Raw genomic sequence first — 21,928 nt, forward strand, 5'->3', positions numbered from 1 at the left:
CAATCATGGCCGTCAGCGCCAACAGGCTCGAACTTTTGCAGATCGCCGACGCGGTGGCGCGGGAAAAATCGATCGACCGTCAGATCGTTCTCTCCTCGATGGAAGATGCGATCCAGAAGGCGGCGCGCTCGCGTTACGGTCAGGAGACCGAGGTTCGCGCCGAGATCAATCCGAAGACTGGCGAAATCCGGTTCTCGCGCCTGCTGCTGGTGGTCGATCAGATCGAAAATGACGCCATCCATATCACTCTCGATGACGCCCGGAAGAAGAACCCGGCGGCTCAGGTCGGCGACTGGATCGCCGAGACCCTGCCGCCGTTCGACTTCGGCCGCATCGCCGCCCAGTCGGCGAAGCAGGTCATCGTGCAGAAGGTGCGCGAGGCCGAACGCGACCGCCAGTATCAGGAATACAAGGATCGCATTGGCGATATCGTCAACGGCGTCGTCAAGCGCGTCGAATATGGCAATGTCATCATCGATCTTGGCCGCGGCGAGGCGACCATCCGCCGCGACGAAATGATCCCGCGCGAGATGTTCCGTCCGGGCGATCGGGCGCGCGCCTATGTCTATGACGTGCGCCGCGAACAGCGCGGGCCGCAGATTTTCCTGTCGCGCACGCATCCGCAGTTCATGGCCAAGCTGTTCCAGCAGGAAGTGCCGGAGATCTACGACAATATCATCCAGGTGAAGGCGGTCGCCCGCGACCCGGGCTCGCGCGCCAAGATCGCGGTGATCTCGCGCGACGCCTCGATCGATCCGGTCGGCGCCTGCGTCGGCATGCGCGGCTCGCGCGTGCAGGCCGTCGTCAATGAATTGCAGGGCGAGAAGATCGATATCATCCCCTGGTCGCCGGACGCCGCGACCTTCATCGTCAACGCGCTGCAGCCGGCCGAGGTGGTCAAGGTCGTGCTCGACGAAGATTCGGCGCGTATTGAAGTTGTCGTGCCAGATGACCAATTGTCATTGGCGATCGGGCGCCGCGGCCAGAACGTGCGCCTCGCCTCGCAGCTGACCGGCTGGGACATCGACATCCTGACCGAGGCCGAGGAATCCGAGCGCCGGCAGAAGGAGTTTGTCGAGCGCACCAACGCCTTCATGAACGCGCTCGACGTCGATGAGGTGGTCGGCCAGCTTCTCGCTTCGGAAGGTTTCCGGTCGGTTGAGGAGCTTGCCTTCGTCGAACCGGCCGAGCTTGCCGCGATCGAAGGCTTTGACGAGGACACCGCGGTCGAAATTCAGACGCGGGCGCAGGATTATCTGGCGCGCGTCGAGGCCGAGCTGGACCAGCGCCGCGTTGAACTCGGCGTCGCTGACGAGCTGCGTGAAGTCGCCGGCGTCACGACGGCGATGCTGGTCAAATTCGGCGAGAATGACGTCAAGACGGTGGAGGATCTCGCGGGCTGCGCGACCGACGATCTGATCGGCTGGACGGAGCGCAAGGATGGCGAGAGCGTCAAGCACGCCGGCTATCTCGACGGCTTCGAGCTGACGCGCGAGGAAGCCGAAATGATGATCATGACCGCCCGCGTTCACGCCGGCTGGATCGATTCCATCCCGCAGCCCGCGGTCGAGGAGCCCATGCTCGAGGGCGAGGTTTCCGACTGACGCAGGAGCCGCACGTGGAAGCGGTCGATCTCGCCGCGGCGGAAGACCCCTTCGAGGATTCCGAGAAGGGGCCGGAGCGGACCTGCGTCGTGACACGCCGCAAAGCCGCCCCGGACGAAATGATCCGCTTCGTCGTCGGGCCGGACGGCGGAGTGGTTCCCGACATCAGGCAGAAATTGCCCGGGCGCGGCGTTTGGGTTACAGCGAGCGCAGCAAAAGTCACGGAGGCCGTCGCGAGACAAGCCTTCGCCCGCGGGTTCAAGAAGAAGGTCGCCGTCTCGCCGACGCTGGCGGTCGAGGTCGAGGCGCTGCTGACGCGGGACTGCCTGCAGTCTCTCGCCATCGCCAATAAGGCGGGTCAGGTGATCGCCGGATTCGGCAAGGTCGAGGAAGCGATTGCGGGCGGAGCGATCGAGGGTGTGATCCACGCCTGCGACGGCGGCGAGGACGGCGCGCGCAAACTTGCGCAATGTTTGCGACGCCGGTTTGGAGACGAGAACGTAAGGCCGCTGATCGAACTGTTCCGGTCGGATCAATTGGATTTGGCGTTGGGGCGGTCTAATGTGGTACATGCGGCGTTGCTGACGGGGTCGGCAAGCGCCGCGGCGCTCGTCCGCTGCCGCAGACTGGCCATGTATCGCCAGGAATTTCCGGTTTCTCGGCAGGGGCCTGGTCAAGGGCGCGGGCCGGAGGCGGAAGCCGACTGAACCTGCTGCGCATGCTGCAGGACCGGACGGCGGTCGTTCGATGGATGTAGGGATTTGTCGCCGCAAGGCGATTGCGAAGCAAGCGGTGCGGTCTATCCCGAAGGTTTCAGCCTTTCGGATAGATCGTGAACTTGGATGGACACACTAGGCCAGGAGCGGCTTTCGCGCCCTGGCGCCGCGGCCGGGCCTCTCCGGCTCACTGAATTTCGAATGGGCGCGAGCCCCGGGAACGCAAGACTGATGAGTGAAACGAAGAACCCCGGTGATCATACGCTGAGCGTTTCTCCGACGAAGACGCTGTCGCTCAAGCGGCCGGTCGAGGCTGGCATCGTGCGCCAGAGCTTTTCGCACGGCCGCAGCAAGGCGGTCGTCGTGGAGAAGGTGAAGCGCCGCGCGCTGGGGGATCCGCATGTGCTGCGCGAAAGCGCGCCTGCGCCGGAGGTCGTCGCGCCCGCGCCGCAGGCGCCGCCGCCCGCGCCCGCACCCGCACAGCAGCCACAACCGCGCGTCGCTTCGCGTCCCCAGCCGCAGCAGCGCTCGTCCTCCGGCGTCATCCTGCGCTCCCTGACCGAGGAGGAGCGCGAAGCCCGTTCGCGCGCCCTTTCGGGAGCGCATGAGCGTGAAATCGAGGAGCGCAAGCGCGCCGAAATCGAAGCCAAGGCCCGCGACGAGCGCGAAGCGCGCGAGCGTGAAGAGCGCGCCGCCGCCGAAGCGCGCAAGCGTGAGGAAGAGACCCGCCGCCTGCAGGAAGCCGAATCGAAGCGTCGATCGGAGAGCGAAGCCAAGCGACGCCTCGCCGGCGGCGAACCCGCGCCCGCCGTCGCGGGCGCCGCGCCGCGCAAGGCTCCGGCCATGTCGGCCGTGCCGGGCTCAGCCGCTCCTTCGGGCCAGCCGGGGCCGGCCGGCGCTGTCGGCGCTCGTCCCGCCGAGGAAGAGGACGCCGCCAAGCGCATCATCCGCCGTCCCGGCATGCCGACCAAGGTCATCGTTGCGCGTCCGGTGAAGGGCGCGGAGCAGAAGAGCCGCGGCCGGCTTACCGTCGCCAGCGCGACGGGGGACGAAGAAGAGCGCACGCGTTCGATCGCCGCCTTCCGCCGCCGCACCCAGCGCCTCAAGGGTCATGTCAGCGAAGCCAAGGAAAAGCTCTCGCGTGAAGTGGTGCTGCCGGAGACGATCACGGTCCAGGAGCTCGCCAACCGTATGTCGGAGCGCGCCGTCGACGTCATCAAGCTCATGATGAAGCAGGGGCAGATGGCCAAGATCACGGACGTGATCGACGCCGACACGGCCCAGCTGATCGCCGAGGAACTCGGCCACACCGTCAAGCGCGTCGCTGAATCCGACGTCGAGGAAGGTCTGTTCGACAGCCCGGACGTCGAGGAGCACCTGATCTCGCGCCCGCCGGTCGTGACCATCATGGGCCATGTCGACCACGGCAAGACCTCGCTGCTCGACGCCCTGCGCCACGCCAACGTCGTGTCCGGCGAGGCCGGCGGCATCACGCAGCACATTGGCGCCTATCAGATCGTCGCCTCGAACGGACTGCCGATCACCTTCATCGATACGCCCGGCCACGCCGCCTTCACGGCGATGCGCGCCCGCGGCGCCAAGGTGACCGATATCGTCGTGCTCGTCGTCGCCGCCGACGACGGCGTGATGCCGCAGACGGCTGAGGCCATCTCGCACGCGAAAGCCGCCGGCGTGCCGATCATCGTCGCCATCAACAAGATCGACAAGCCGGACGCCAAGCCCGAGCGCGTGCGGCAGGAGTTGCTGCAATATGAAGTGCAGGTCGAATCGCTCGGCGGCGACACCCTCGAAGTCGAAGTCTCGGCCACGAAGAAGATCAATCTCGACAAGCTTGCCGATCTGATCGCGCTGCAGGCCGAACTGCTCGATCTCAAGGCCAGTCCGGATCGTCCGGCCGAAGGCACCGTGATCGAGGCGCGCCTCGACAAGGGGCGTGGCCCGGTCGCGACCGTACTCGTCCAGCGCGGCACGCTGAAGGTCGGCGATCTCATCGTCGGCGGCTCGCAATGGGGCAAGGTCCGCGCCCTTATCGACGACAAGGGCGTCAATCAGCAGGAAGCTGGCCCCTCGATGCCGGTCGAGGTCCTCGGCTTCTCCGGTTCTCCCGAGGCGGGCGACCGCGTCGGCGTCGTCGAGAATGAGGCGCGGGCGCGCGAGATCGCCGCCTATCGCGACCGCCAGAAGCGGGAGCAGGCGGCGGCGCGCGGCAATCTCGCGCGCGGCTCGCTCGCCGATATGATGAGCCAGATGAAGACGGCGGCCCGCAAGGAGTTTCCGCTTGTCATCAAGGCCGACGTGCAGGGCTCGCTCGAGGCGATCGTCGCGACGCTCGAAAAGCTCAACACGGACGAAGTCGCGGCGCGCATCATTCATGCGGGCGTCGGCGGCATCACCGAATCGGACGTCACCTTGGCGGAAGCGTCGGGCGCGGTGCTGATCGGCTTCAACGTGCGCGCCCACAAGGAGGGACGTCAGCTCGCCGAGCAGCAGGGTCTGGAAATCCGCTATTACAATATCATCTATAATCTCGTCGACGACGTGAAGGCGGCGATGTCGGGTCTCTTGGCTCCGACCTTGCGCGAAGACATGCTCGGCAATGCCGAAATCCTAGAAGTCTTCCATATCTCCAAGGTCGGCAAGGTCGCCGGCTGCCGGGTCACCGACGGACGGGTCGAGCGCGGAGCCAATGTGCGGCTCATCCGCGACAATGTCGTGGTGCATGAGGGCAAGCTGTCGACGCTCAAGCGCTTCAAGGACGAGGTCAAGGAAGTCGTCGCCGGCCAGGAATGCGGCATGGCGTTCGAACACTACCAGGACATGCGCGTCGGCGACGTGATCGAGTGCTACCGGGTCGAGGAGATCCAGCGCACGCTGTAGGAAGGTCCGGCGGCTTCAGCCGCCGGTCCCTCGACGTATCCAAGGCTTAAGCAAAGCCTGAAGCTGAACGCCCCAGGGCGTCGGAGTTTTCTAAATTGTCCAGGTTACATCATCAGCAGGGCGGCCAGCCTTCGCAGAGAATGCTGCGCGTCGCCGAGCTTGTACGCCACGCCATGTCCGAGCTTTTGACGCGCTCGGATATCAACGATCCGGCGCTCGTGGGGAAGGTCATCACCGTTCCCGATGTGCGCATGAGCCCCGATTTGAAGCTGGCGACCGTCTATGTCATGCCGCTTGGCGGCGAAAACATCACGGAGGTGCTGGCCGCGCTCGATCGGCACAGGAAGCTGCTGCGCGGCGAGATCGCGCGCCGCGTCAATCTGCGATTTGCCCCGGACGTCCGCTTCAAGGCCGACCCAGGCTTCGAGTACAGCGGCCAGATCGACGCGTTGCTTGCCTCGCCAAAGGTGAAGCAGGATCTTGAGACGAAAGATTCGGACGAAGCCGGGGCCGACGCAGAAGGCCGCGGCGAATGAGTGCGCCGCGCTCGACGCGCCAGGATATCGACGGCTGGGTGGTGCTCGACAAGCCGGTCGGCATGACGTCAACGCACGCCGTCGCGCGCCTGAAACGTATTTTCAACGCCAAGAAGGCGGGGCACGCGGGCACGCTCGATCCGCTCGCCTCGGGCATTCTGCCGATCGCGTTCGGCGAGGCGACCAAGACGGTCCCTTTCGTGCAGGACGGCGAGAAGGCCTATCGTTTCACTGTTCGGTTCGGCGCCGAAACCGATACGGATGATTCCGACGGCAGCATTGTTGCGCAATCCGAGCTTCGGCCGGCGCCGGCGGATATTCTCGCACTGCTGCCGAATTTCATTGGCGTGATCGAGCAGACGCCGCCGGCCTTTTCCGCAATCAAGATCAATGGCGAGCGCGCCTATGATCTCGCCCGCGACGGCGTGACGCCGCAACTCGCGGCCCGACCGGTCACCATCCATGCGCTGGACCTCGTCAGCGCCGGCCCGGATGAGGCCGTGTTCGAGGCGCGCTGCGGCAAGGGCACCTATGTGCGCGCCATTGCCCGCGACCTCGGCCGCCTGCTCGGCTGTCTCGGCCATGTCACGACCTTGCGCCGCACCCGCGTCGGGCCGTTTCTCGAGGCGGATTCGATAAAGCTGAGCGACCTCGAAGAGGGGGCGAGCGCTCCCGTGATGCGCCGGGTCGAGGCGGGGCTTGGCGAATTGCACCGGATCATCGTCGACCGCGACGCGGCGGCAAGGTTACGGCGCGGTCAATCGGTCCTGCTGCGCGGCGCCGATGCGCCAATGGACGGCTCGGCCTATGCCGCCTGCGGCGGCGTCGTCATCGCCGTCGGCGCGGTCGAAAAGGGCGAACTCGTCCCGGGCCGCGTGTTCAACCTGCCGTTCTGATCCGCGCCTTTAAGGCGCCGCCTACTGCCAAGACAGGATTCGCGCAAGCCTCGGGCTTTACGGTCCGTGCTCGGGACAGTGGCGCGGATGAGGGCGATGCGGACGATTGGTGGAAATGAAGCGCGCGCGGACGAGACGGAAGCCGCGCGGCGCTGCGAGGATGGGCGCGCTCTGACGCTGGCGCTGGAATTATTCCGCGCCGGCCGCCTGCGCGCCGCGGAGGACGCCTATACGCAAATTCTGGCGCGGGATCCCGGCCAGTCGGTATGCCTGCATCATCTCGGCTTGATCGCGCATTACCGCGGCGCGCATGATGACGCCGCCGGTCTCGTCTCGCGCGCCATTGCGGCCAAGCCCGACTATGTGGAGGCGCTTTCGAATCTCGGGGCGATTTTCCGCGCGCTTGGCCGCAGCGAGGAGGCCGTCGCCGCCACACGGCGGGCGATCGCGATCCGGCCCGATTTCGCGCAAGCCTATTCCAATCTCGGCAATGCGCTCGAAGATCAGGGTTTCTTGACCGAATCGCTCGAGGCCTATGCCCGCGCCGTCGCGCTCAATCCGGGATTTGTCGAGGCGGCGACCAACGTCGCCAATGTTTTGCGCAAGCTCGGCCGGCCGCGCGACGCGCTCGCCGCCTGCGAGGAGATCATCGCCGCGCGGCCCGATGCGGCGGACCCTTATTTCAGTCTCGGCAATATCTTGAAGGAATTGCATCAGCCGGCGCGGGCGATCGAGGCCTACCATCGCGCCGTCGCGCTCCGCCCGCAGTTCGCCGAAGTCTATCTCAATCTGGGCAATGCGCTGCAGGGGCAGGGCGCTTTCAAGGAGGCGATCGAGGCCTATGAAGAGGCGCTCGCCCAGCGTCCGACGATGGCCCAGGCCCACGCCAACATGGGCGCGGCGCTGGAGCGGCTCGGCCAGCTTGGCGCGGCGATCGACAGCTACCGCCGCGCGATCGAGCTTGACCCGGAGCTCATCGCGGTTCGCGTCTGGCTGCACCATAAACGCCGCTCAATCTGCGACTGGGACGCCATCGAGGCGGAGGAGGCCGAGCTTCTGTCCCTTCTCGACGGGCGCGGCGGCGCGCCCAATCCCTTTGCGGTCCTCAGCATGGCGGCGACGCCTTCGCTGCAGCTGACGGTCGCGCGCGCCGCCGCTCGCGAGCTGAGGGTCGGCCCGATGGATTTCGGTCCAAGAGCCGCCCGACATCCCGAAGGCAAACTCCGCGTCGGCTATGTTTCAAGCGATTTTTGCCGCCACGCCACCGCGCTTCTCGTCGTCCAATTGTTCGAGCTGCACGATCGGACGCGCTTCGAGATCATCGCCTATTCGCACGGTCCCGACGACCGCAGCGAGATCGGCGCGCGCATGCGCAAGGCGTTCGACCGGTTCGTCGATATCAACGCCATGAGCGATGAAGAGGCCGCGCGCCGCATTCATGCAGATGGCGTCGACATATTGATCGAGATGAAAGGCTTTACCTCAGGCGCGCGGCTTGGGATCGCCGCGCGCCGGCCCGCGCCGGTGCAGGCGAGTTTTCTCGGGTTTCCCGGCGCCACAGGCGCCGATTTCATCGATTATGTGATCGCCGATCCCGTTGTGCTGCCATTTCAGGAAGAAGCGTCTTTCAGCGAGAGAATCGTCCATCTGCCGCATTGCTACCAGCCGAATGACGCCAGCCGCCGCATCGCCGATCTGACGCCGACGCGGGCGCAATGCGGCCTGCCCGAGCAGGGCTTCATCTTCTGCTCCTTCAACAACAGCTACAAGCTGACGCCGGCCTTCTTCGACATCTGGATGCGGCTGTTGTCCGCCGCGCCCGGCAGCGTGTTGTGGCTGCTTGGAGCGAATGATCTCTTCAGCAACAATCTGCGCGGTGAGGCGGCGCGGCGTGGGGTCGATCCCGACCGGCTGGTGTTTGCGCCGAAACTGCCCTCGCCCGAACATCTCGCCCGGCACCGCCTCGCGGATCTCTTTCTCGACACGCTGCCCTATAATGCGCACACCACGGCGAGCGACGCCTTGTGGGCGGGGCTGCCGGTGCTGACCTGCCTTGGCGCGACTTTCGCCGGCCGCGTCGCCGGCAGCCTGCTGCACGCCGTCGGACTGCCCGAACTCGTCACGACTTCGCCCGCGGCATATGAGAGTCTGGCGCTCAAACTGGCCTGTGGCGATCCGGCCCTGCTGCAAGACTTTCGTCACAGGCTGCTTGGCGGCAAATCAGCCTCGCCCCTGTTCGACACGCCGCGCTATGCGCGCAATTTCGAGGCGGCGCTGATGCAGATGTGGCGCTTGCATGAGGCTGGCGAGCCGCCCCGGGCCTTCGCTGTCGCGGACGCGCCGGCGCCTGCTGCCGAACCCGCTACGATCGAGCGGGTCCCCTATACGTCATGCCCCCTTTGCGGCGGCCATGACATCCCGCTGGCTCTTGGCGCGGACTGCACGAAACACGCGCTCTACCAGAAGGCGCTGCCGCCGGCGATGAACTGGCGCGAATGCGGCGATTGCGGCCATGTCTTCACCGAGGGATGGTTTGGCGCCGCGGCGGCCGAAGTGGTGTTTGCGAAGACCCACCCAAACCAGACGGTAGGCCATGACATGGAGCGCCAGCGTCCGGTCTCCGGCCGCATCGTCGAGCGCGTCGCGCGCCGCGTCGGCGGCGGCGACTGGCTCGACGTCGGCTTTGGCAATGGCTCCTTGCTGTTCGCGGCGGAGGAATGGGGCTTTCGGCCGGTCGGCCTCGATTTGCGCAAGGAGAATGTCGCTACGCTGAAGGCGCTGGGCTATGAGGCCCATTGTCTATCGATCGAGGCGCTGGATCATCCGCAGCGCTATGACGTCATCAGCATGGCGGATGTGCTGGAGCATCTGCCCTTTCCGCGCGAAGGCCTCGCCGCCGCAAGGGCGCTGCTGCGGCCGGGCGGCGCGCTATTTCTGTCGATGCCCAATATGGACACGATGGTCTGGCGCCTGCTGCACGCCAACAAGGTCAATCCCTATTGGGCCGAGATCGAGCACTACCATAATTTTTCGCGGCGACGGCTCTATGCGCTGCTGCGCGAACATGGGTTCGAGCCGGTCGAATATGGCGTCAGCGAGCGCTATCGCGCCTGCATGGAAGTGATCGCGACGGGGGTGTAGAGCGTCGCGCGGCCGGCTCGATCGAACCAGCGCGCTTCGTCAACATTCGGCAATGATACGGCGTCGGCGCGATCGGCCGCCGCGCAGAGCCTGCTCTATTTCAGCACCTCGACCTTGGTCCCGACCTTTACCCGCGCGGCGAGATCGGTGACGTCCTCATTGGTCATCCGGATGCAGCCGGACGAGACCGCGGCGCCGATCGTTTCGGGCTCGTTCGAGCCGTGGATGCGATAAAGGCTCGAGCCGAGGTAGATCGCCCGCGCGCCCAGCGGATTGTCGATGCCGCCCGGCATGTAGCGCGGCAAATCCGGCCGGCGCTTCAGCATCTGGCTCGGCGGCGTCCAGCCCGGCCATTCGCGGACCATCGTCACCTTTTTGGTCCCTGACCAGGTAAATCCTTCGCGTCCGACGCCGACGCCATATTGAATCGCGGTCCCGTCGCCAAGCACGTAATTGAGCTTGCGCTCGCTCGTCGAGACGACGATCGTGCCGGCCGGCTGCTCGCCGCTCCAGGCGATTAGCTTCCGCTTCGTCGCCGGCTCGCGAAACATGTTGAGGAAGTCGCCAAGCGGATTGAAATTCGCAAGTCCGACGGCGGCCATCGGATTGTCGAGCGCTTGTGCGGGAGCGGCGTAAAGCGCGGTCGCGACTGCTGCGGCGCCGATGAACCGGCGCGCCAATTTTTGTGTTCCAAGCATTCTGATCAAGAGTCCCATCCGAGTTGGCGCCGCCATATCGCCCGCTTGCAATGAATTTTGCGCTAATTCCCGGCGGCCTCACGTATCGGACGCGCGCCGGCGCGCCAAATGGCGATCAGCTTTGGGGCCGAAGTTTGGCGCAAGACTTCGGAACGAGACCTCGGGCGCGAGCGCGCGTCAAATTTTGCGCGCGAGCGACCGGATATTTTCCTCTTGCGGACGCCGGCGGCCTCAAGCCTTGCGCGGCGCTCCTCCTTGGTCTATGCCGCTCGCTTCGCCACCGCCCCTTCCCGACAGGCCGCCTTGTTCGCTCATTTGAGACCCGTCGCCGTCATCATGGGCAGTCAGTCCGATTGGGAGACGATGCGGCACGCCGCCTCGGTGCTCGACGAACTCGAGATCGGCTATGAGGCGAAGATCGTGTCGGCGCACAGGACGCCGAAGCGGCTCTATGATTTTGCGGCCGGCGCCAAGGCGGCGGGCTTTCGCGTGATCATCGCCGGCGCCGGCGGCGCCGCTCACTTGCCGGGGATGACCGCCTCGCTGACCCAGCTTCCCGTTCTCGGCGTCCCGGTCGAGAGCCGTGCGCTGAAAGGGCAGGATTCGCTGCTGTCCATCGTGCAGATGCCCGCCGGCATTCCGGTTGGCGCCCTGGCGATCGGCCGCGCCGGCGCGGTCAACGCCGGCCTCCTCGCCGCGGCGATTCTCGCCCTGACGGACGCCGCGCTCGACGCGCGTCTTTTTGCCTGGCGGGAGGCGCAGACCCAGGCGGTCGCGCTCGAGCCCGAACGCGAGGACTGAGCGCCATGCCGTTTACGCTGTCGCCCGGCGCGCTCGCGCCCGGTTCAAGGATCGGCATTCTCGGCGGCGGACAGCTTGGCCGGATGCTGGCGATGGCGGCCGCGCGGCTCGGCCTTCACGCGCATATCTATGCGCCGGAGCCGGACAGCACGGCTTTTGAGGTTTGCCGCGAGCGCACGCTTGCCGCCTATGAGGATGAGGAGGCGCTCGCCCGCTTTGCCGAAAGCGTCGACGCCGTCACTTACGAATTCGAGAATGTGCCGGCGCGGACGGCGTCGCTGCTCGCGGGCCTCCGGCCCGTCCGGCCAAGCGCCGCGGCGCTCGCGGTCTGTCAGGATCGCCTGATCGAGAAAGAGTTTCTGGCCGATATTGGTGTCGCCACCGTCAATTTCATGCAGGTCGATCATGCCGGCGCGATGGCGCGGGCGGTGGCGCAGCTCGGTCGGCCTTCGATCCTGAAGACGCGGCGGTTCGGCTATGACGGCAAGGGCCAGGTGCTGGTCCGCGAAGGCGGCGACCTTGCCGTGACTTTCCGCTCGCTTGGCGGCGGCCCGGCCATTCTCGAATCCGTGGCGCCCTTCACAAAAGAGATTTCCGTCGTCGCGGCGCGCGGCGCCAGCGGCGAATTCGCAGCCTTCGACGTCTGCGAGAACGTCCATGAGAACCACATCCTGAAATTCACGACGGCGCCCGCAAGGATCGGCGCTGAGACGGCGGCCGAGGCGGTCCTGCTGACGCGGGCGATCGCCGAGGCGCTCGATTATGTCGGCGTCCTCGCCGTCGAGATGTTCGTTATCGAGCCCGCGGGCGGCGGCGAGCAGCTGCTCGTCAATGAGATCGCGCCGCGCGTGCATAATTCGGGTCATTGGACCCTCGACGGCGCGACGACCTCGCAATTCGAGCAGCATATCCGCGCCATCGCTGGCTGGCCGCTCGGCGCGACTTTTCGCAATGGGAGCGAAGTCGAGATGGAAAATCTGATCGGCGAGGATATTTTCGCTTTCGAGACGATCTTGCGCGAGCCCGGCGCCTGTCTTCACCTTTATGGCAAGGCCGAAGCTCGGGCCGGCCGCAAGATGGGGCATGTGACCCGCATCCGGCGCTAGAACGCGAGGGTCGTAGCGGCCGAAAAAAGGGCGGAACTCTGGACAGCCGCCCGTGATGCTGCTATTCGCGTGTCTTTCGAGTGTCCGGCGCTCTTTCGCGCCCGATTTCCCGTTCCGTCATTTCTGTCACGTCCGTCGCGCAGAGCGATGGTTTGACTCACATCAAGGACTCCTGCGTGCAAGTTCTCGTTCGCGACAATAATGTCGATCAGGCCCTGAAGGCGCTTAAGAAAAAAATGCAGCGCGAGGGCATTTTCCGTGAGATGAAGCTGCGCGGCCATTACGAAAAGCCGTCGGAAAAGCGCGCTCGGGAGAAAGCTGAAGCCATTCGTCGCGCCCGCAAGCTCGCCCGCAAGAAGATGCAGCGCGAAGGCCTGCTGCCAATGAAGCCGAAGCCGGTCGTCGGCGTACGTTAAGTTTTCAGCCCGAAATCATTTGAAGCAGTCAGCAGGCCGCGGCGGCATGTCCTCCGGCCGGCGCATGGGGATCGCCGAATGACGGCTTACGCGGCCAGACGCAGGAGCGCGACGCCGCTTTCTCGCGCGGTTCTGACAGGCGCCGGCGTCCTCCTTGGGGCCTTGGCGCTGGCGGGCTGCGAATCGGCCAATAATGCGCTGAAGACCGGACCCGGGGTCGCGGAAGTCGCGAGCCAGTCGCCGCAGGAGGCGCAGGCCAATATCGCCTCGCTGACAGACGTCGTGCAGCGCAATCCCAATAGCGCGGACGCCTATAACACGCGCGGCGTGGCCTACGCGAAAAGCAGCCGCTACAATGAGGCGATCGCCGACTTCAGTCAGGCGATCAAGATATCGCCGACAGCCGCCTCGCTCACCAATCGTGCGCTCGCCTATCGGCAGATCGGCCGTAACGACGCGGCCCTGACGGATTTCAATTCGGCCATCGCGGCGGACGCCAATCACGCCCCCGCCTATCTCGGCAGAGCCAATCTTGAGCGCGCGTCAGGCGATCTTCCGGCCGCACACGCCGACCTTGATTCCGCGATCAAGCTCAATCCGGAAAACGCGCAGGCGTTTCACGCAAGGGGCTTGATCTATCAGCGCGAAGGCAAGCATCCGCAGGCGATCACCGATTTCGACAATGCGATCGACCGCGATCCCTTCGCCGGAGCGCCTTATCTGGCGCGTGGGCAGAGCCTGATCGCGATCGGCAAATATGACAAGGCGATCGAGGATTTCAACGCCGCGCTCAATGTCGACAACAAGAACCCTGACGCCTGGGCCGGGCTTGGCCTTGCCTATGAGAAATCGGGCAATCGCGCCAAGGCGAGCGAATCCTATTCGCGCGCGCTGAATTTCGACCCGTCCAATCAGCTCGCCAAGGAAGGTCTGTCGCGCGTCGGCCGGGGCTGAGGCGCTGCTCGGCGATAGGCGTCCCAGATAAGGGACCGCAGCGATGAATGAGGACGCTGAAAGAAAGAAAATTTACCTCGCCGGGCCCGAGGTGTTTCTACCTGACGAAAAAGAGATTGGTCAGCGGAAGAAAGAGCTTTGCGCGGCCTATGGGTTCAGGGGGCTTTTCCCCTTCGACAACGAAGTCCCGCTGAGCGACCCCGAAGCTTCTCTTCTCATTTACCGCGCCAACCTCGGCCTGCTTCGGGAGGCGGACTGCGGCATTTTTAATCTTACGCCCTTTCGTGGGCCGAGCGCCGATGTGGGAACGGTGTTCGAACTCGGCCTGCTCGCCGGATTGGGAACGCCCGCCTTCGGCTACAGCAATGAGCGCGCCTCGCTCCTCGAACGGATGCGGCGCGACGGTCAGGCGGCCTTCGACGAATCCGCGTTGGTCTGGCGCGATGCTTCAGGCCTGTCGATCGAGGACTTCGGCAATGCGGACAATCTGATGCTCGACGCCTGTCTGGCCGAACAGGGCCGGCCTCTGGTCAGGACACAAGCCGGCGCGGGCCATCGTTTTACCGATCTCGCGGGCTTCGAGCTTTGCCTCGAACTGGCGCGGGATTATTTTGTGAGCGCTCCATCCCAGCGCACAGCCGTCCGCGCCTTCTGAGCCCTTTTGTGCGCCAGGAACCGCGCCGGGGGCCTTTGGGTCTTAGACCGCCTTCTGGCCGCGCAGCGCCTCGACGCCCGGAAGCAGCTTGCCTTCGAGCCATTCCAGAAAGGCGCCCCCCGCCGTCGACACATAGGTGAAGTCGTTGAAGGCATTGGCCTGATTGAGTGCGGCGATGGTGTCGCCGCCGCCGGCGATGGTGTCGAGCGAATGCGTCTTGGTCAGCACGGCGCAGACTTTTGCGAGCGCCACTGTGCCGGCCTGGAAGGGCGGCGTCTCGAAGGCGCCGACGGGTCCGTTCCAGACCACCGTGCGCGCCGCGGCCAGCACGCCGACGAGCTTTGAGATGGTGCGCGGGCCGATATCCAGAATCATGTCATTGTCGCCGACCGAATCGATATCGACGGCGCGGCAGGAGGCGTTGGGCTCGAAGCGCGTCGCGACAATGGCGTCGACGGGCAGGATCAGCTGGCAATTGGCCTCGTCGGCGTCGGCGATGATCTTGCGCGCCGTTTCCGCGAGCTGCGTCTCGCAGAGCGACTTTCCGACGCTTTTGCCGCTGGCCGCCAGAAAGGTGTTGGCCATGCCGCCGCCGATGAACAGGAATTCGACCCGGCGCATCAAATTGCCGAGGAGCTCGAGTTTGGTCGAGACCTTGGCCCCACCGACGATGGCCGCAACCGGGCGCTCGGGATGGGCCAGCATGCCGGTCAACATTTCGAGCTCGCGCTGCATGGTCCGGCCCGCATAGGCCGGGAGCTTGTGGGCGATGCCTTCGGTCGAGGCGTGCGCGCGATGCGAGGTCGAGAAGGCGTCGTTGACATAAAGATCGCCAAGCTCGGCCAGCTGATTCACGAAGTCCGGATCGTTCTTGGTTTCGCCCGCGTGGAATCGCGTGTTTTCGAGCAGCAGGATGTCGCCGTTGCGCAAAGCCGCGACGGAGGATTTGGCGACGGGCCCGACGCAATCGGAGGCGAAATAGACCATCTGCTGCAGCTCGTGCTCCAGCGCGACGGCGACCGACTTCAACGACGTCTCCGCCTCGGGGCCGTTTTTCGGGCGCCCGAGATGCGAGAGAATGATGACCTTGGCGCCTTTCTGAGAGATTTCGCGAATGTTCGAGAGCACCCGGTCGATCCGGGTCAGATCGGTGATCCGCCCGTTTTCCATCGGCACGTTAAGGTCGACCCGGACCAAGACCCTCTTGCCGCCCAATATGGCGTCGTCGAGGGTCGGGAAGGGCGAGGACTGGCCGGATCTCGTCATATAAGTTTCCCCATTGCGACGGCGGTGTCGATCATCCTGTTCGAGAAGCCCCATTCATTGTCGTACCACGAGAGAACCCGCACGAAGGTCCCGTCGATGACGCGGGTCTGGTCGATGTGGAAGACCGAGGAATGGGAGTCGTGATTGAAGTCGGCGGAGACGTTCGGGCTCTCGGTAAAGCCGAGAATGCCCTTGAGCTCGCCGCTGGCGGCGGCCTTCACCGCCTCGGTGATTTCCGCTGCGCTGGTCGCGCGCCTAGCGATGAATTTGAAGTCGACCACCGACACATTTGGGGTCGGCACGCGGATGGCTGAGCCGTCGAGCTTGCCGTTGAGTTCCGGCAGCACCAGGCCGACGGCCTTGGCGGCGCCGGTCGAGGTCGGGATCATCGACAGGGCGGCGGCTCGCCCGCGGTAGAGATCCTTGTGCAGCGTGTCGAGGGTCGGCTGGTCGCCGGTATAGGAATGGATCGTCGTCATGAAGCCGCGCTCGATGCCGATGGCGTCATTCAGCACCTTGGCCACAGGAGCGAGGCAGTTCGTCGTGCAGGAGGCGTTGGAGACGACGAGATGGTCCGGCGTCAGCTTGCCGTGATTGACGCCGAACACGACGGTGAGGTCGGCTTTGTCGCCGGGAGCCGAGATCAGGACGCGCTTGGCCCCGGCGGCAAGATGGGCCGCCGCCTTGTCGCGCGAAGTGAAGATGCCGGTGCATTCAAGCGCGATGTCGACGCCAAGGTCCTTGTGCGGCAGATCCTTCGGATCGCGCACCGCGGTAACCTTGATCGGCCCCATGCCGAGATCGATCGTATCGCCCGTCACGGTGACGACGCCCGGAAACCGGCCATGCACAGAATCGAAACGCAGAAGATGAGCGTTGGTCTCGACCGGGCCAAGGTCGTTGATCGCGACGACCTCGATGTCGGTGCGCCCAGATTCGGCGATCGCCCGCAAAACATTGCGCCCAATGCGTCCAAATCCGTTGATCGCGACTTTAACCGGCATCCCGAAGCTCCCTGTTCGCCGGGTCGGCCAGGCGCCCGGACAACTGTCTAATTGATAGGCATGGTGGTATGTCGCGCTATTGCAAGACCGTCAACTTAGCAAATTGAGCGCCAGTTCCACCGCCTTGCGCTTGTGTCTATTGTCGAAGATCGTTCCGGACCGTGCAGCGCGATGCTTGGGCGCCCAGCATAGTCGATCGACGCGGGCGAACACTATTTCCTTGGTCGTAGGTTCGAATGAAACTGTTCGACGAATGATTTTGCGCCGCGGCGCGCTGCTCTTTGAGCGAGTTTGACCGAGCAATGTCAATGCGGCATGCCTGTTTCCTAGCGTCGCACCCGAGCATGCGGCGCCGCCATAAATTGTGCATCTATGCTCCATCGCCCGTACATTGTATCAAAGGGGGCGAGCGCAGCCGGGCTCTGCGCGCTGGGAATGTGACTGACAGCAATGGACATCCCGCAACGCCTCGACGACGCCTTGAAGCGTCTTTCCGCCTCCCTCGAAAAGCTTGAGGCGGCGGCGGACCGGCGCGCCAAAAGCGACGCCATGCGCGCCAATCTCGAGGAAGAACTCGCCGTGTTGCAGGACGACCGCTCGCGGCTCGCCGTCGAGCTTGACGGAGCCATCGCCCGCGCGGTCACGCTCGATGGCGCAAATGAAGATATCGCGCGACGGCTGAAGAACGCCAATGCGGCGATCCGCGACATATTGGGCGAAGTCGACGCCGACCAATAGGCGCGCCACAATTCGATCGGGAGTTGAACGATGGCCCAGGTTGCCATGCAGATCGCCGGACGCGTTTATCGGGTCGCTTGCGACGAGGGCGAGGAGCCTCATCTCGAAGGCCTCGCGCGGATGGTCAACGGCAAGATCGCCGGCATGCGGGAAAAATTCGGCGAGATGGGCGACCAGCGCCTGACCATCATGGCGGCGGTGACCCTCGCCGACGAATTACATGAATCGCAACGCCGAATCAGCGAGCTCGAAGCGCGACTGGCGCAGGTGCAGGAGGACGCGGCGAGCGCCCTCAGCGGCCGCGAGGCATGGATCGACAAGGTGGCGGAAACCGTCGGCGAGGCAAGCGCCCGCATCGAGCGCGCGGCGCAGGACATGAGCGGCGCCAGAAGCGGCGAGGACTAAAACAGGCTTTTGCGCCGCGCCCTCTGGCGCTTTGCGCCGCGCCGCCTTAAGTTGCAGGAGCGGAGCTGCGGGGCGCGTGCAGGATCAGTAACCCCGGGGCCTTATCGATCTCAAAGGGAGCTGTCCCTGGCCTTGCCCGTGGGCTTGGCCACATGGCGCCCACCTACGTTGTAGGTACCCGGGATCGATATCCCACGGCCATCGTGGCCCCGCGCTTTACGCCTCGCAGCCTGTTTCGACGTCGAGCGGGCGCCTGGACGCCTCCTCCGACCGACGCTGCATGCAGACGCCCCTCTCAAAGCAAGTTTTGCGCTCCGAAGCCCTGGCCCGCCGCCGCGCCGCTGCGGCCGTGATCGATTCTGAGGCCTTCGCGGCGCATCTTGCCGTCGCGGGCGCGGCGATCGTGGCCGAGATGCAGCCCGGCATTGTCTCGGCCTATTTCTCGCTGCGGGATGAAGCCTCGACCATGCCGCTGATCGAGGCGCTGGCCGAGCGCGGCGTACTGACCGCGCTGCCGATCACCGGCGCGCGTGGAACCCCTCTCGTGTTCCGGCTGTGGCGTCCAGGCGACGCGCTGGTCTCCGGCAAGATGGGCATTTCCGAGCCGGCGCCGGCGGCGGCCGAGGTCGCGCCCGATCTTTTGTTCGTGCCGCTGGCCGCCTTCGACCGTTCCGGGCACCGGATCGGATATGGCGCCGGCTTTTACGACCGCACGCTGGCGGGCTTGCGCGCGCGCAAGAAAATCGTCGCGGTCGGCGTCGCCTACGCCAGCCAGGAGACGGATAAAATCCCGCATGAAGCGCATGACCAGCGGCTCGATTTCGTGCTAACCGAAAAAGAGCTGATCGACTGCCGCGTGTCGGATTCGGCCTGAAATTCTGGTTTTTTCGTCGCAACGCCGGGTCCGCCGGGGCGGACGGCGTTTTCGACGGGTTCTTGCGCATGCGTCTTCTGTTTATCGGCGATGTGGTCGGGCGCGCCGGCCGTTCCATCATTAACGCCGAACTGCCGAAACTGCGCGCGGCATGGGGCCTCGATTTTGTCATCGTCAATGGCGAGAACGCCGCCGGCGGCTTTGGCATCACGGAGGCGGTCTGCGACGAATTTCTGGCCGCCGGGGCCGACTGCGTCACGCTCGGCAATCATGCCTTCGACCAGCGCGACGCGCTTGTCTTCATCGCCCGCCAGCCGCGCCTGATCCGGCCCGTCAACTATCCGCGCGGAACGCCGGGGCGGGGCGCGAACCTGATCGAGGCGGCCTCGGGCGCCCGCGTGCTCGTCGTCAATGTGCTGGGCCGCGTGTTCATGGATGCGCTCGACGATCCCTTTGCGGCGATCGAGCGCGAGCTCAAGGCCTGCCCGCTCGGGATCGGCTGCGACGCGGCGGTGGTCGATTTTCACGCTGAGGCGTCGAGCGAGAAGCAGGCGTTCGGCTATTTCGTCGACGGCCGCGTCTCGCTGGTCGTCGGCACGCACACCCATGTGCCGACCGCCGACTGCCGCATCCTCGCGCAGCGCACCGCCTATATGACCGACGCCGGCATGACCGGCGATTATGATTCCGTCATCGGCATGGACAAGGAAGAGCCGGTGCGCCGGTTCACGACCAAGCTGCCGACCTCGCGCTTCGAGCCGGCCTCAGGTCCCGCCACCCTCTGCGGCGTCGCCGTGGAGCTGGACGCGCAGGGATTGGCGACACAGGTCGCGCCGGTGCGGATCGGCGGCAGGCTCGCCGAGGCGAGGCCGGCGTTTTGGTGAGGCTGCGGACCCCCGGCAGACGCCGGGAGCCCGTGTGGAAGAATCAGGCGAGATCGAAGCGGTCGAGGTTCATCACCTTGGTCCAGGCCGCGACAAAGGCGTTGACGAAAGCGTCGCCGGAGTCATCGGTCGCATAGGCCTCCGACAGCGCGCGAAGCTGCGAGTTCGACCCGAAGATCAGATCGACGCGCGAGCCCGCCCATTTCTGTTCGCCGGTTGCGCGGTCCCGCGCCACGAATGTGCCGTCGCTACTGGCTTCCCATTTCATCGCAAAGCTGGTTTTCAGCAGATTGACGAAGAAGTCGTTGGTCAGCGTTTCAGGGCGGTCGGTGAAGACGCCGAGATTTGATCCGCCGAAATTCGCGCCGAGCACGCGCAACCCGCCGACCAGCGCCGTCAATTCGGGCGCGGTGAGCGTCAGCAGATGCGCGCGATCGACCAGCGCCTCCTCCTCCGACCATGGCAGCTTCACGCCGACATAATTGCGGAAACCGTCGACCTTGCGTTCGAGCGGCGCAAAACTGTCGATATCCGTCTCCTCCTGCGAGGCGTCGGTCCGGCCCGGCGCGAAGGGTACGGCGATGTCGCGGCCGGCCTTTTTCGCCGCCGCCTCGACGGCGGCAGAGCCGCCAAGGACGATCAGATCTGCCAGCGAAACCTTCTTGCCGCCCGTTTGCGCCGAGTTGAATCGGGTCTGAATCGCGGCAAGCTTGGCCAGCGCCGCCGCCAGTTGCTCGGGCTCATTGACCGCCCAGTCCTTTTGCGGCGCGAGGCGAATGCGGGCGCCATTGGCGCCGCCGCGCTTGTCCGAACCACGGAAACTCGCGGCGGAGGCCCAGGCGGTCGCAACCAGCCGCGAGATCGACAGGCCGGAGTCAAGGATCTGCGCCTTGAGCGCGGCAATATCGGCGCCGTCGATCAAGGGATGGTCGGCGGGCGGAACGGGATCCTGCCAGATGCGCGGCCCGGGAACTTCCGGGCCGAGCAGGCGGGAATGCGGGCCCATGTCGCGGTGGGTCAGCTTGTACCAGGCCTCGGCGAAGGCTTGGGCGAGCTGATCCGGGTTCTCGTAGAAGCGCCGGGAGATGGGCTCATAGGCGGGATCGAAGCGCAGCGCGAGATCGGTCGTCAGCATGGACGGCGCATGGCGTTTGGCCGGGTCAAAGGCGTCCGGCACCGTGCCCTGGGCTTCCGGGTTTTTCGGGCGCCACTGATGCGCGCCGGCCGGGCTCGACGTCAGCTCCCAGTCAAATTCGAACAGGTTCTTGAAGAAATTATTGCTCCATTGCGTCGGGGTCTGCGTCCAGATCACCTCGATGCCGCTGGTGATGGCGTCGGGGCCGGCGCCGGAACCGTAGCTGTTGGACCAGCCGAGGCCCTGCATCTCGATCGGCGCGCCCTCGGGTTCCGGGCCGACATATTGGTCGGGAACCGCGGCGCCATGGGTCTTGCCGAAGGTGTGGCCGCCGGCGATCAGCGCGACGGTTTCCTCATCATTCATCGCCATGCGCGCGAAGGTTTCGCGAATGTCGCGCGCCGCGGCGAGCGGGTCCGGCACGCCGTTCGGGCCTTCGGGATTGACATAGATCAGCCCCATCTGGACGGCGGCCAGCGGATTGGCGAGATCGCGCTCGCCGCTATAGCGCTTGTCGCCGCCAAGCCATTCGCGCTCGGGGCCCCAGTTGATATCGTTTTGCGGCTCCCAGACGTCCTTGCGCCCGCCGCCGAAACCGGCGGTCCGGGCGCCCATGGATTCCAGCGCGCAATTGCCGGCCAGAATCAGCAGATCCGCCCAGGACAGCTTGCGGCCATATTTCTGCTTGACCGGCCAGAGCAGCAGGCGCGCCTTGTCGAGATTGGCGTTGTCCGGCCAGCTGTTCAGCGGGGCGAAGCGCTGCGCGCCCGCGCCGGCGCCGCCGCGCCCGTCGCCGATCCGGTAAGTTCCGGCGCTGTGCCAGGCCATGCGGATGAAAAGGGGGCCATAATGGCCGAAATCGGCCGGCCACCACGGCTGCGAGTCGGTCATCAGGGCGAAAAGGTCCCGCTTCACCGCGGCAAGATCGAGGCTCTTGAACTCGGTGGCGTAATCGAAGCCCTTGTCCATCGGATCGCCGGCCGGCGGATTCTGATGCAACACCGAAAGATCAAGCTGATTTGGCCACCAGAGCCGGTTGGTCATCTCGAAAAGAACGGCGTTGCCGTCCACCTTGCCGCCATCCATGGGGCACTTGGCTTCTACGTTCATATCGTCTCCGCCCTGACTGGTTTTTCGTTAAGGGAGAATGGCACCAGGAGGGGGGCGGAGGAAATAGATTAATCCGATTGCTATGATCGGG

At 65.3% G+C, this 21,928-nt stretch carries 19 protein-coding genes and 1 other RNA gene; 16 read left to right on the forward strand and 4 right to left on the reverse strand.

Going from position 1 to position 21,928, the window contains the following annotated elements:
* Positions 1–5: 5 nt before the first annotated feature.
* The 6 genes from nusA (at position 6) to CR492_RS11790 (ending at position 9,791) form a co-directional block, all read left to right on the forward strand.
* Positions 6–1,604: a transcription termination factor NusA gene (nusA, locus tag CR492_RS11765; protein ID WP_102843937.1), complete on the forward strand. Its 1,599-nt coding sequence runs from the start codon at positions 6–8 to the stop codon at positions 1,602–1,604.
* Between the two features lie 14 nt (positions 1,605–1,618).
* Positions 1,619–2,311, forward strand: coding sequence for an RNA-binding protein (locus CR492_RS11770; RefSeq protein ID WP_102843938.1), 693 nt, complete (start codon positions 1,619–1,621; stop codon positions 2,309–2,311).
* Positions 2,312–2,551: 240 nt separating this feature from the next.
* Positions 2,552–5,218 (forward strand): translation initiation factor IF-2, encoded by a 2,667-nt coding sequence (gene infB / locus CR492_RS11775; RefSeq protein ID WP_102843983.1) that lies wholly within the window; start codon positions 2,552–2,554, stop codon positions 5,216–5,218.
* Positions 5,219–5,358: 140 nt separating this feature from the next.
* Complete coding sequence (gene rbfA / locus CR492_RS11780; RefSeq protein ID WP_245412056.1) at positions 5,359–5,754, forward strand: 30S ribosome-binding factor RbfA; 396 nt, start codon at positions 5,359–5,361, stop codon at positions 5,752–5,754.
* Positions 5,751–6,650, forward strand: coding sequence for a tRNA pseudouridine(55) synthase TruB (gene truB / locus CR492_RS11785; RefSeq protein ID WP_102843940.1), 900 nt, complete (start codon positions 5,751–5,753; stop codon positions 6,648–6,650). The genes rbfA and truB overlap by 4 nt, the downstream gene beginning before the upstream one ends.
* A gap of 96 nt (positions 6,651–6,746) precedes the next feature.
* Complete coding sequence (locus CR492_RS11790; RefSeq protein ID WP_245412055.1) at positions 6,747–9,791, forward strand: tetratricopeptide repeat protein; 3,045 nt, start codon at positions 6,747–6,749, stop codon at positions 9,789–9,791.
* A gap of 95 nt (positions 9,792–9,886) precedes the next feature.
* On the opposite strand, the gene CR492_RS11795 is transcribed toward CR492_RS11790, so the two are convergent.
* The gene (locus CR492_RS11795; RefSeq protein ID WP_102843985.1) at positions 9,887–10,489 is read right to left on the reverse strand and encodes a L,D-transpeptidase; all 603 of its coding nucleotides are present in this window, start codon (positions 10,487–10,489) and stop codon (positions 9,887–9,889) included.
* 336 nt (positions 10,490–10,825) lie between these two features.
* Here CR492_RS11795 and purE point away from each other — a divergent pair, with 336 nt between their 5' ends.
* The 5 genes from purE (at position 10,826) to CR492_RS11820 (ending at position 14,421) form a co-directional block, all read left to right on the forward strand.
* Positions 10,826–11,290, forward strand: coding sequence for a 5-(carboxyamino)imidazole ribonucleotide mutase (gene purE / locus CR492_RS11800; protein ID WP_102843986.1), 465 nt, complete (start codon positions 10,826–10,828; stop codon positions 11,288–11,290).
* A 5-nt stretch (positions 11,291–11,295) separates the two neighbouring features.
* On the forward strand, positions 11,296–12,396 hold the full coding sequence (locus CR492_RS11805; protein WP_102843941.1) for a 5-(carboxyamino)imidazole ribonucleotide synthase: 1,101 nt from the start codon (positions 11,296–11,298) through the stop codon (positions 12,394–12,396).
* Positions 12,397–12,572: 176 nt separating this feature from the next.
* Positions 12,573–12,812, forward strand: a complete 240-nt coding sequence (gene rpsU, locus CR492_RS11810) for a 30S ribosomal protein S21 (protein ID WP_012591288.1) — start codon at positions 12,573–12,575, stop codon at positions 12,810–12,812.
* A 78-nt stretch (positions 12,813–12,890) separates the two neighbouring features.
* Entirely contained in the window at positions 12,891–13,766 is an 876-nt protein-coding gene (locus CR492_RS11815; RefSeq protein WP_102843942.1) for a tetratricopeptide repeat protein, read from the forward strand.
* Between the two features lie 43 nt (positions 13,767–13,809).
* On the forward strand, positions 13,810–14,421 hold the full coding sequence (locus CR492_RS11820) for a nucleoside 2-deoxyribosyltransferase (RefSeq protein ID WP_102843943.1): 612 nt from the start codon (positions 13,810–13,812) through the stop codon (positions 14,419–14,421).
* 42 nt (positions 14,422–14,463) lie between these two features.
* On the opposite strand, the gene CR492_RS11825 is transcribed toward CR492_RS11820, so the two are convergent.
* Positions 14,464–15,687, reverse strand: coding sequence for a phosphoglycerate kinase (locus tag CR492_RS11825; protein WP_102843944.1), 1,224 nt, complete (start codon positions 15,685–15,687; stop codon positions 14,464–14,466).
* Positions 15,684–16,691, reverse strand: coding sequence for a type I glyceraldehyde-3-phosphate dehydrogenase (gap, locus tag CR492_RS11830; RefSeq protein WP_102843945.1), 1,008 nt, complete (start codon positions 16,689–16,691; stop codon positions 15,684–15,686). The genes CR492_RS11825 and gap overlap by 4 nt, the downstream gene beginning before the upstream one ends.
* Positions 16,692–17,141: 450 nt before the next feature.
* Here gap and CR492_RS11835 point away from each other — a divergent pair, with 450 nt between their 5' ends.
* The 5 genes from CR492_RS11835 to CR492_RS11855 all read left to right on the forward strand — a co-directional run bounded on the left by CR492_RS11835 (position 17,142) and on the right by CR492_RS11855 (position 19,592).
* The gene (locus tag CR492_RS11835; protein WP_102843946.1) at positions 17,142–17,429 is read left to right on the forward strand and encodes a DUF4164 domain-containing protein; all 288 of its coding nucleotides are present in this window, start codon (positions 17,142–17,144) and stop codon (positions 17,427–17,429) included.
* 30 nt (positions 17,430–17,459) lie between these two features.
* On the forward strand, positions 17,460–17,834 hold the full coding sequence (locus tag CR492_RS11840; RefSeq protein WP_102843947.1) for a cell division protein ZapA: 375 nt from the start codon (positions 17,460–17,462) through the stop codon (positions 17,832–17,834).
* A gap of 59 nt (positions 17,835–17,893) precedes the next feature.
* Positions 17,894–18,048: non-coding RNA, 6S RNA (gene ssrS / locus CR492_RS11845), on the forward strand.
* Between the two features lie 66 nt (positions 18,049–18,114).
* Positions 18,115–18,708: a 5-formyltetrahydrofolate cyclo-ligase gene (locus tag CR492_RS11850; RefSeq protein ID WP_102843948.1), complete on the forward strand. Its 594-nt coding sequence runs from the start codon at positions 18,115–18,117 to the stop codon at positions 18,706–18,708.
* Positions 18,709–18,776: 68 nt separating this feature from the next.
* Positions 18,777–19,592 carry a TIGR00282 family metallophosphoesterase gene (locus tag CR492_RS11855; RefSeq protein ID WP_102843949.1) on the forward strand — a complete coding sequence of 272 codons (816 nt, stop codon included), beginning with the start codon at positions 18,777–18,779 and terminating at the stop codon, positions 19,590–19,592.
* A gap of 43 nt (positions 19,593–19,635) precedes the next feature.
* Here CR492_RS11855 and katG read toward each other — a convergent pair whose 3' ends face one another.
* The gene (katG, locus tag CR492_RS11860; RefSeq protein ID WP_102843950.1) at positions 19,636–21,837 is read right to left on the reverse strand and encodes a catalase/peroxidase HPI; all 2,202 of its coding nucleotides are present in this window, start codon (positions 21,835–21,837) and stop codon (positions 19,636–19,638) included.
* Positions 21,838–21,928: the final 91 nt, after the last annotated feature.

This window comes from Methylocella silvestris (assembly GCF_002891535.1).
In the GTDB taxonomy this organism is placed as follows: Bacteria; Pseudomonadota; Alphaproteobacteria; order Rhizobiales; family Beijerinckiaceae; genus Methylocapsa; species Methylocapsa silvestris_A.

Bases quoted from the DNA above. Each gene is read 5' to 3' on its own strand.
- nusA (WP_102843937.1), top strand. From the start codon at position 6: ATGGCCGTCAGCGCCAACAGGCTCGAACTTTTGCAGATCGCCGACGCG.
- infB (WP_102843983.1), top strand. From the start codon at position 2,552: ATGAGTGAAACGAAGAACCCCGGTGATCATACGCTGAGCGTTTCTCCG.
- rbfA (WP_245412056.1), top strand. From the start codon at position 5,359: ATGCTGCGCGTCGCCGAGCTTGTACGCCACGCCATGTCCGAGCTTTTG.
- truB (WP_102843940.1), top strand. From the start codon at position 5,751: ATGAGTGCGCCGCGCTCGACGCGCCAGGATATCGACGGCTGGGTGGTG.
- CR492_RS11790 (WP_245412055.1), top strand. From the start codon at position 6,747: ATGCGGACGATTGGTGGAAATGAAGCGCGCGCGGACGAGACGGAAGCC.
- CR492_RS11795 (WP_102843985.1), bottom strand. From the start codon at position 10,489: ATGCTTGGAACACAAAAATTGGCGCGCCGGTTCATCGGCGCCGCAGCA.
- purE (WP_102843986.1), top strand. From the start codon at position 10,826: ATGGGCAGTCAGTCCGATTGGGAGACGATGCGGCACGCCGCCTCGGTG.
- CR492_RS11805 (WP_102843941.1), top strand. From the start codon at position 11,296: ATGCCGTTTACGCTGTCGCCCGGCGCGCTCGCGCCCGGTTCAAGGATC.
- CR492_RS11815 (WP_102843942.1), top strand. From the start codon at position 12,891: ATGACGGCTTACGCGGCCAGACGCAGGAGCGCGACGCCGCTTTCTCGC.
- CR492_RS11820 (WP_102843943.1), top strand. From the start codon at position 13,810: ATGAATGAGGACGCTGAAAGAAAGAAAATTTACCTCGCCGGGCCCGAG.
- CR492_RS11825 (WP_102843944.1), bottom strand. From the start codon at position 15,687: ATGACGAGATCCGGCCAGTCCTCGCCCTTCCCGACCCTCGACGACGCC.
- gap (WP_102843945.1), bottom strand. From the start codon at position 16,691: ATGCCGGTTAAAGTCGCGATCAACGGATTTGGACGCATTGGGCGCAAT.
- CR492_RS11835 (WP_102843946.1), top strand. From the start codon at position 17,142: ATGGACATCCCGCAACGCCTCGACGACGCCTTGAAGCGTCTTTCCGCC.
- CR492_RS11840 (WP_102843947.1), top strand. From the start codon at position 17,460: ATGGCCCAGGTTGCCATGCAGATCGCCGGACGCGTTTATCGGGTCGCT.
- CR492_RS11850 (WP_102843948.1), top strand. From the start codon at position 18,115: ATGCAGACGCCCCTCTCAAAGCAAGTTTTGCGCTCCGAAGCCCTGGCC.
- CR492_RS11855 (WP_102843949.1), top strand. From the start codon at position 18,777: ATGCGTCTTCTGTTTATCGGCGATGTGGTCGGGCGCGCCGGCCGTTCC.
- katG (WP_102843950.1), bottom strand. From the start codon at position 21,837: ATGAACGTAGAAGCCAAGTGCCCCATGGATGGCGGCAAGGTGGACGGC.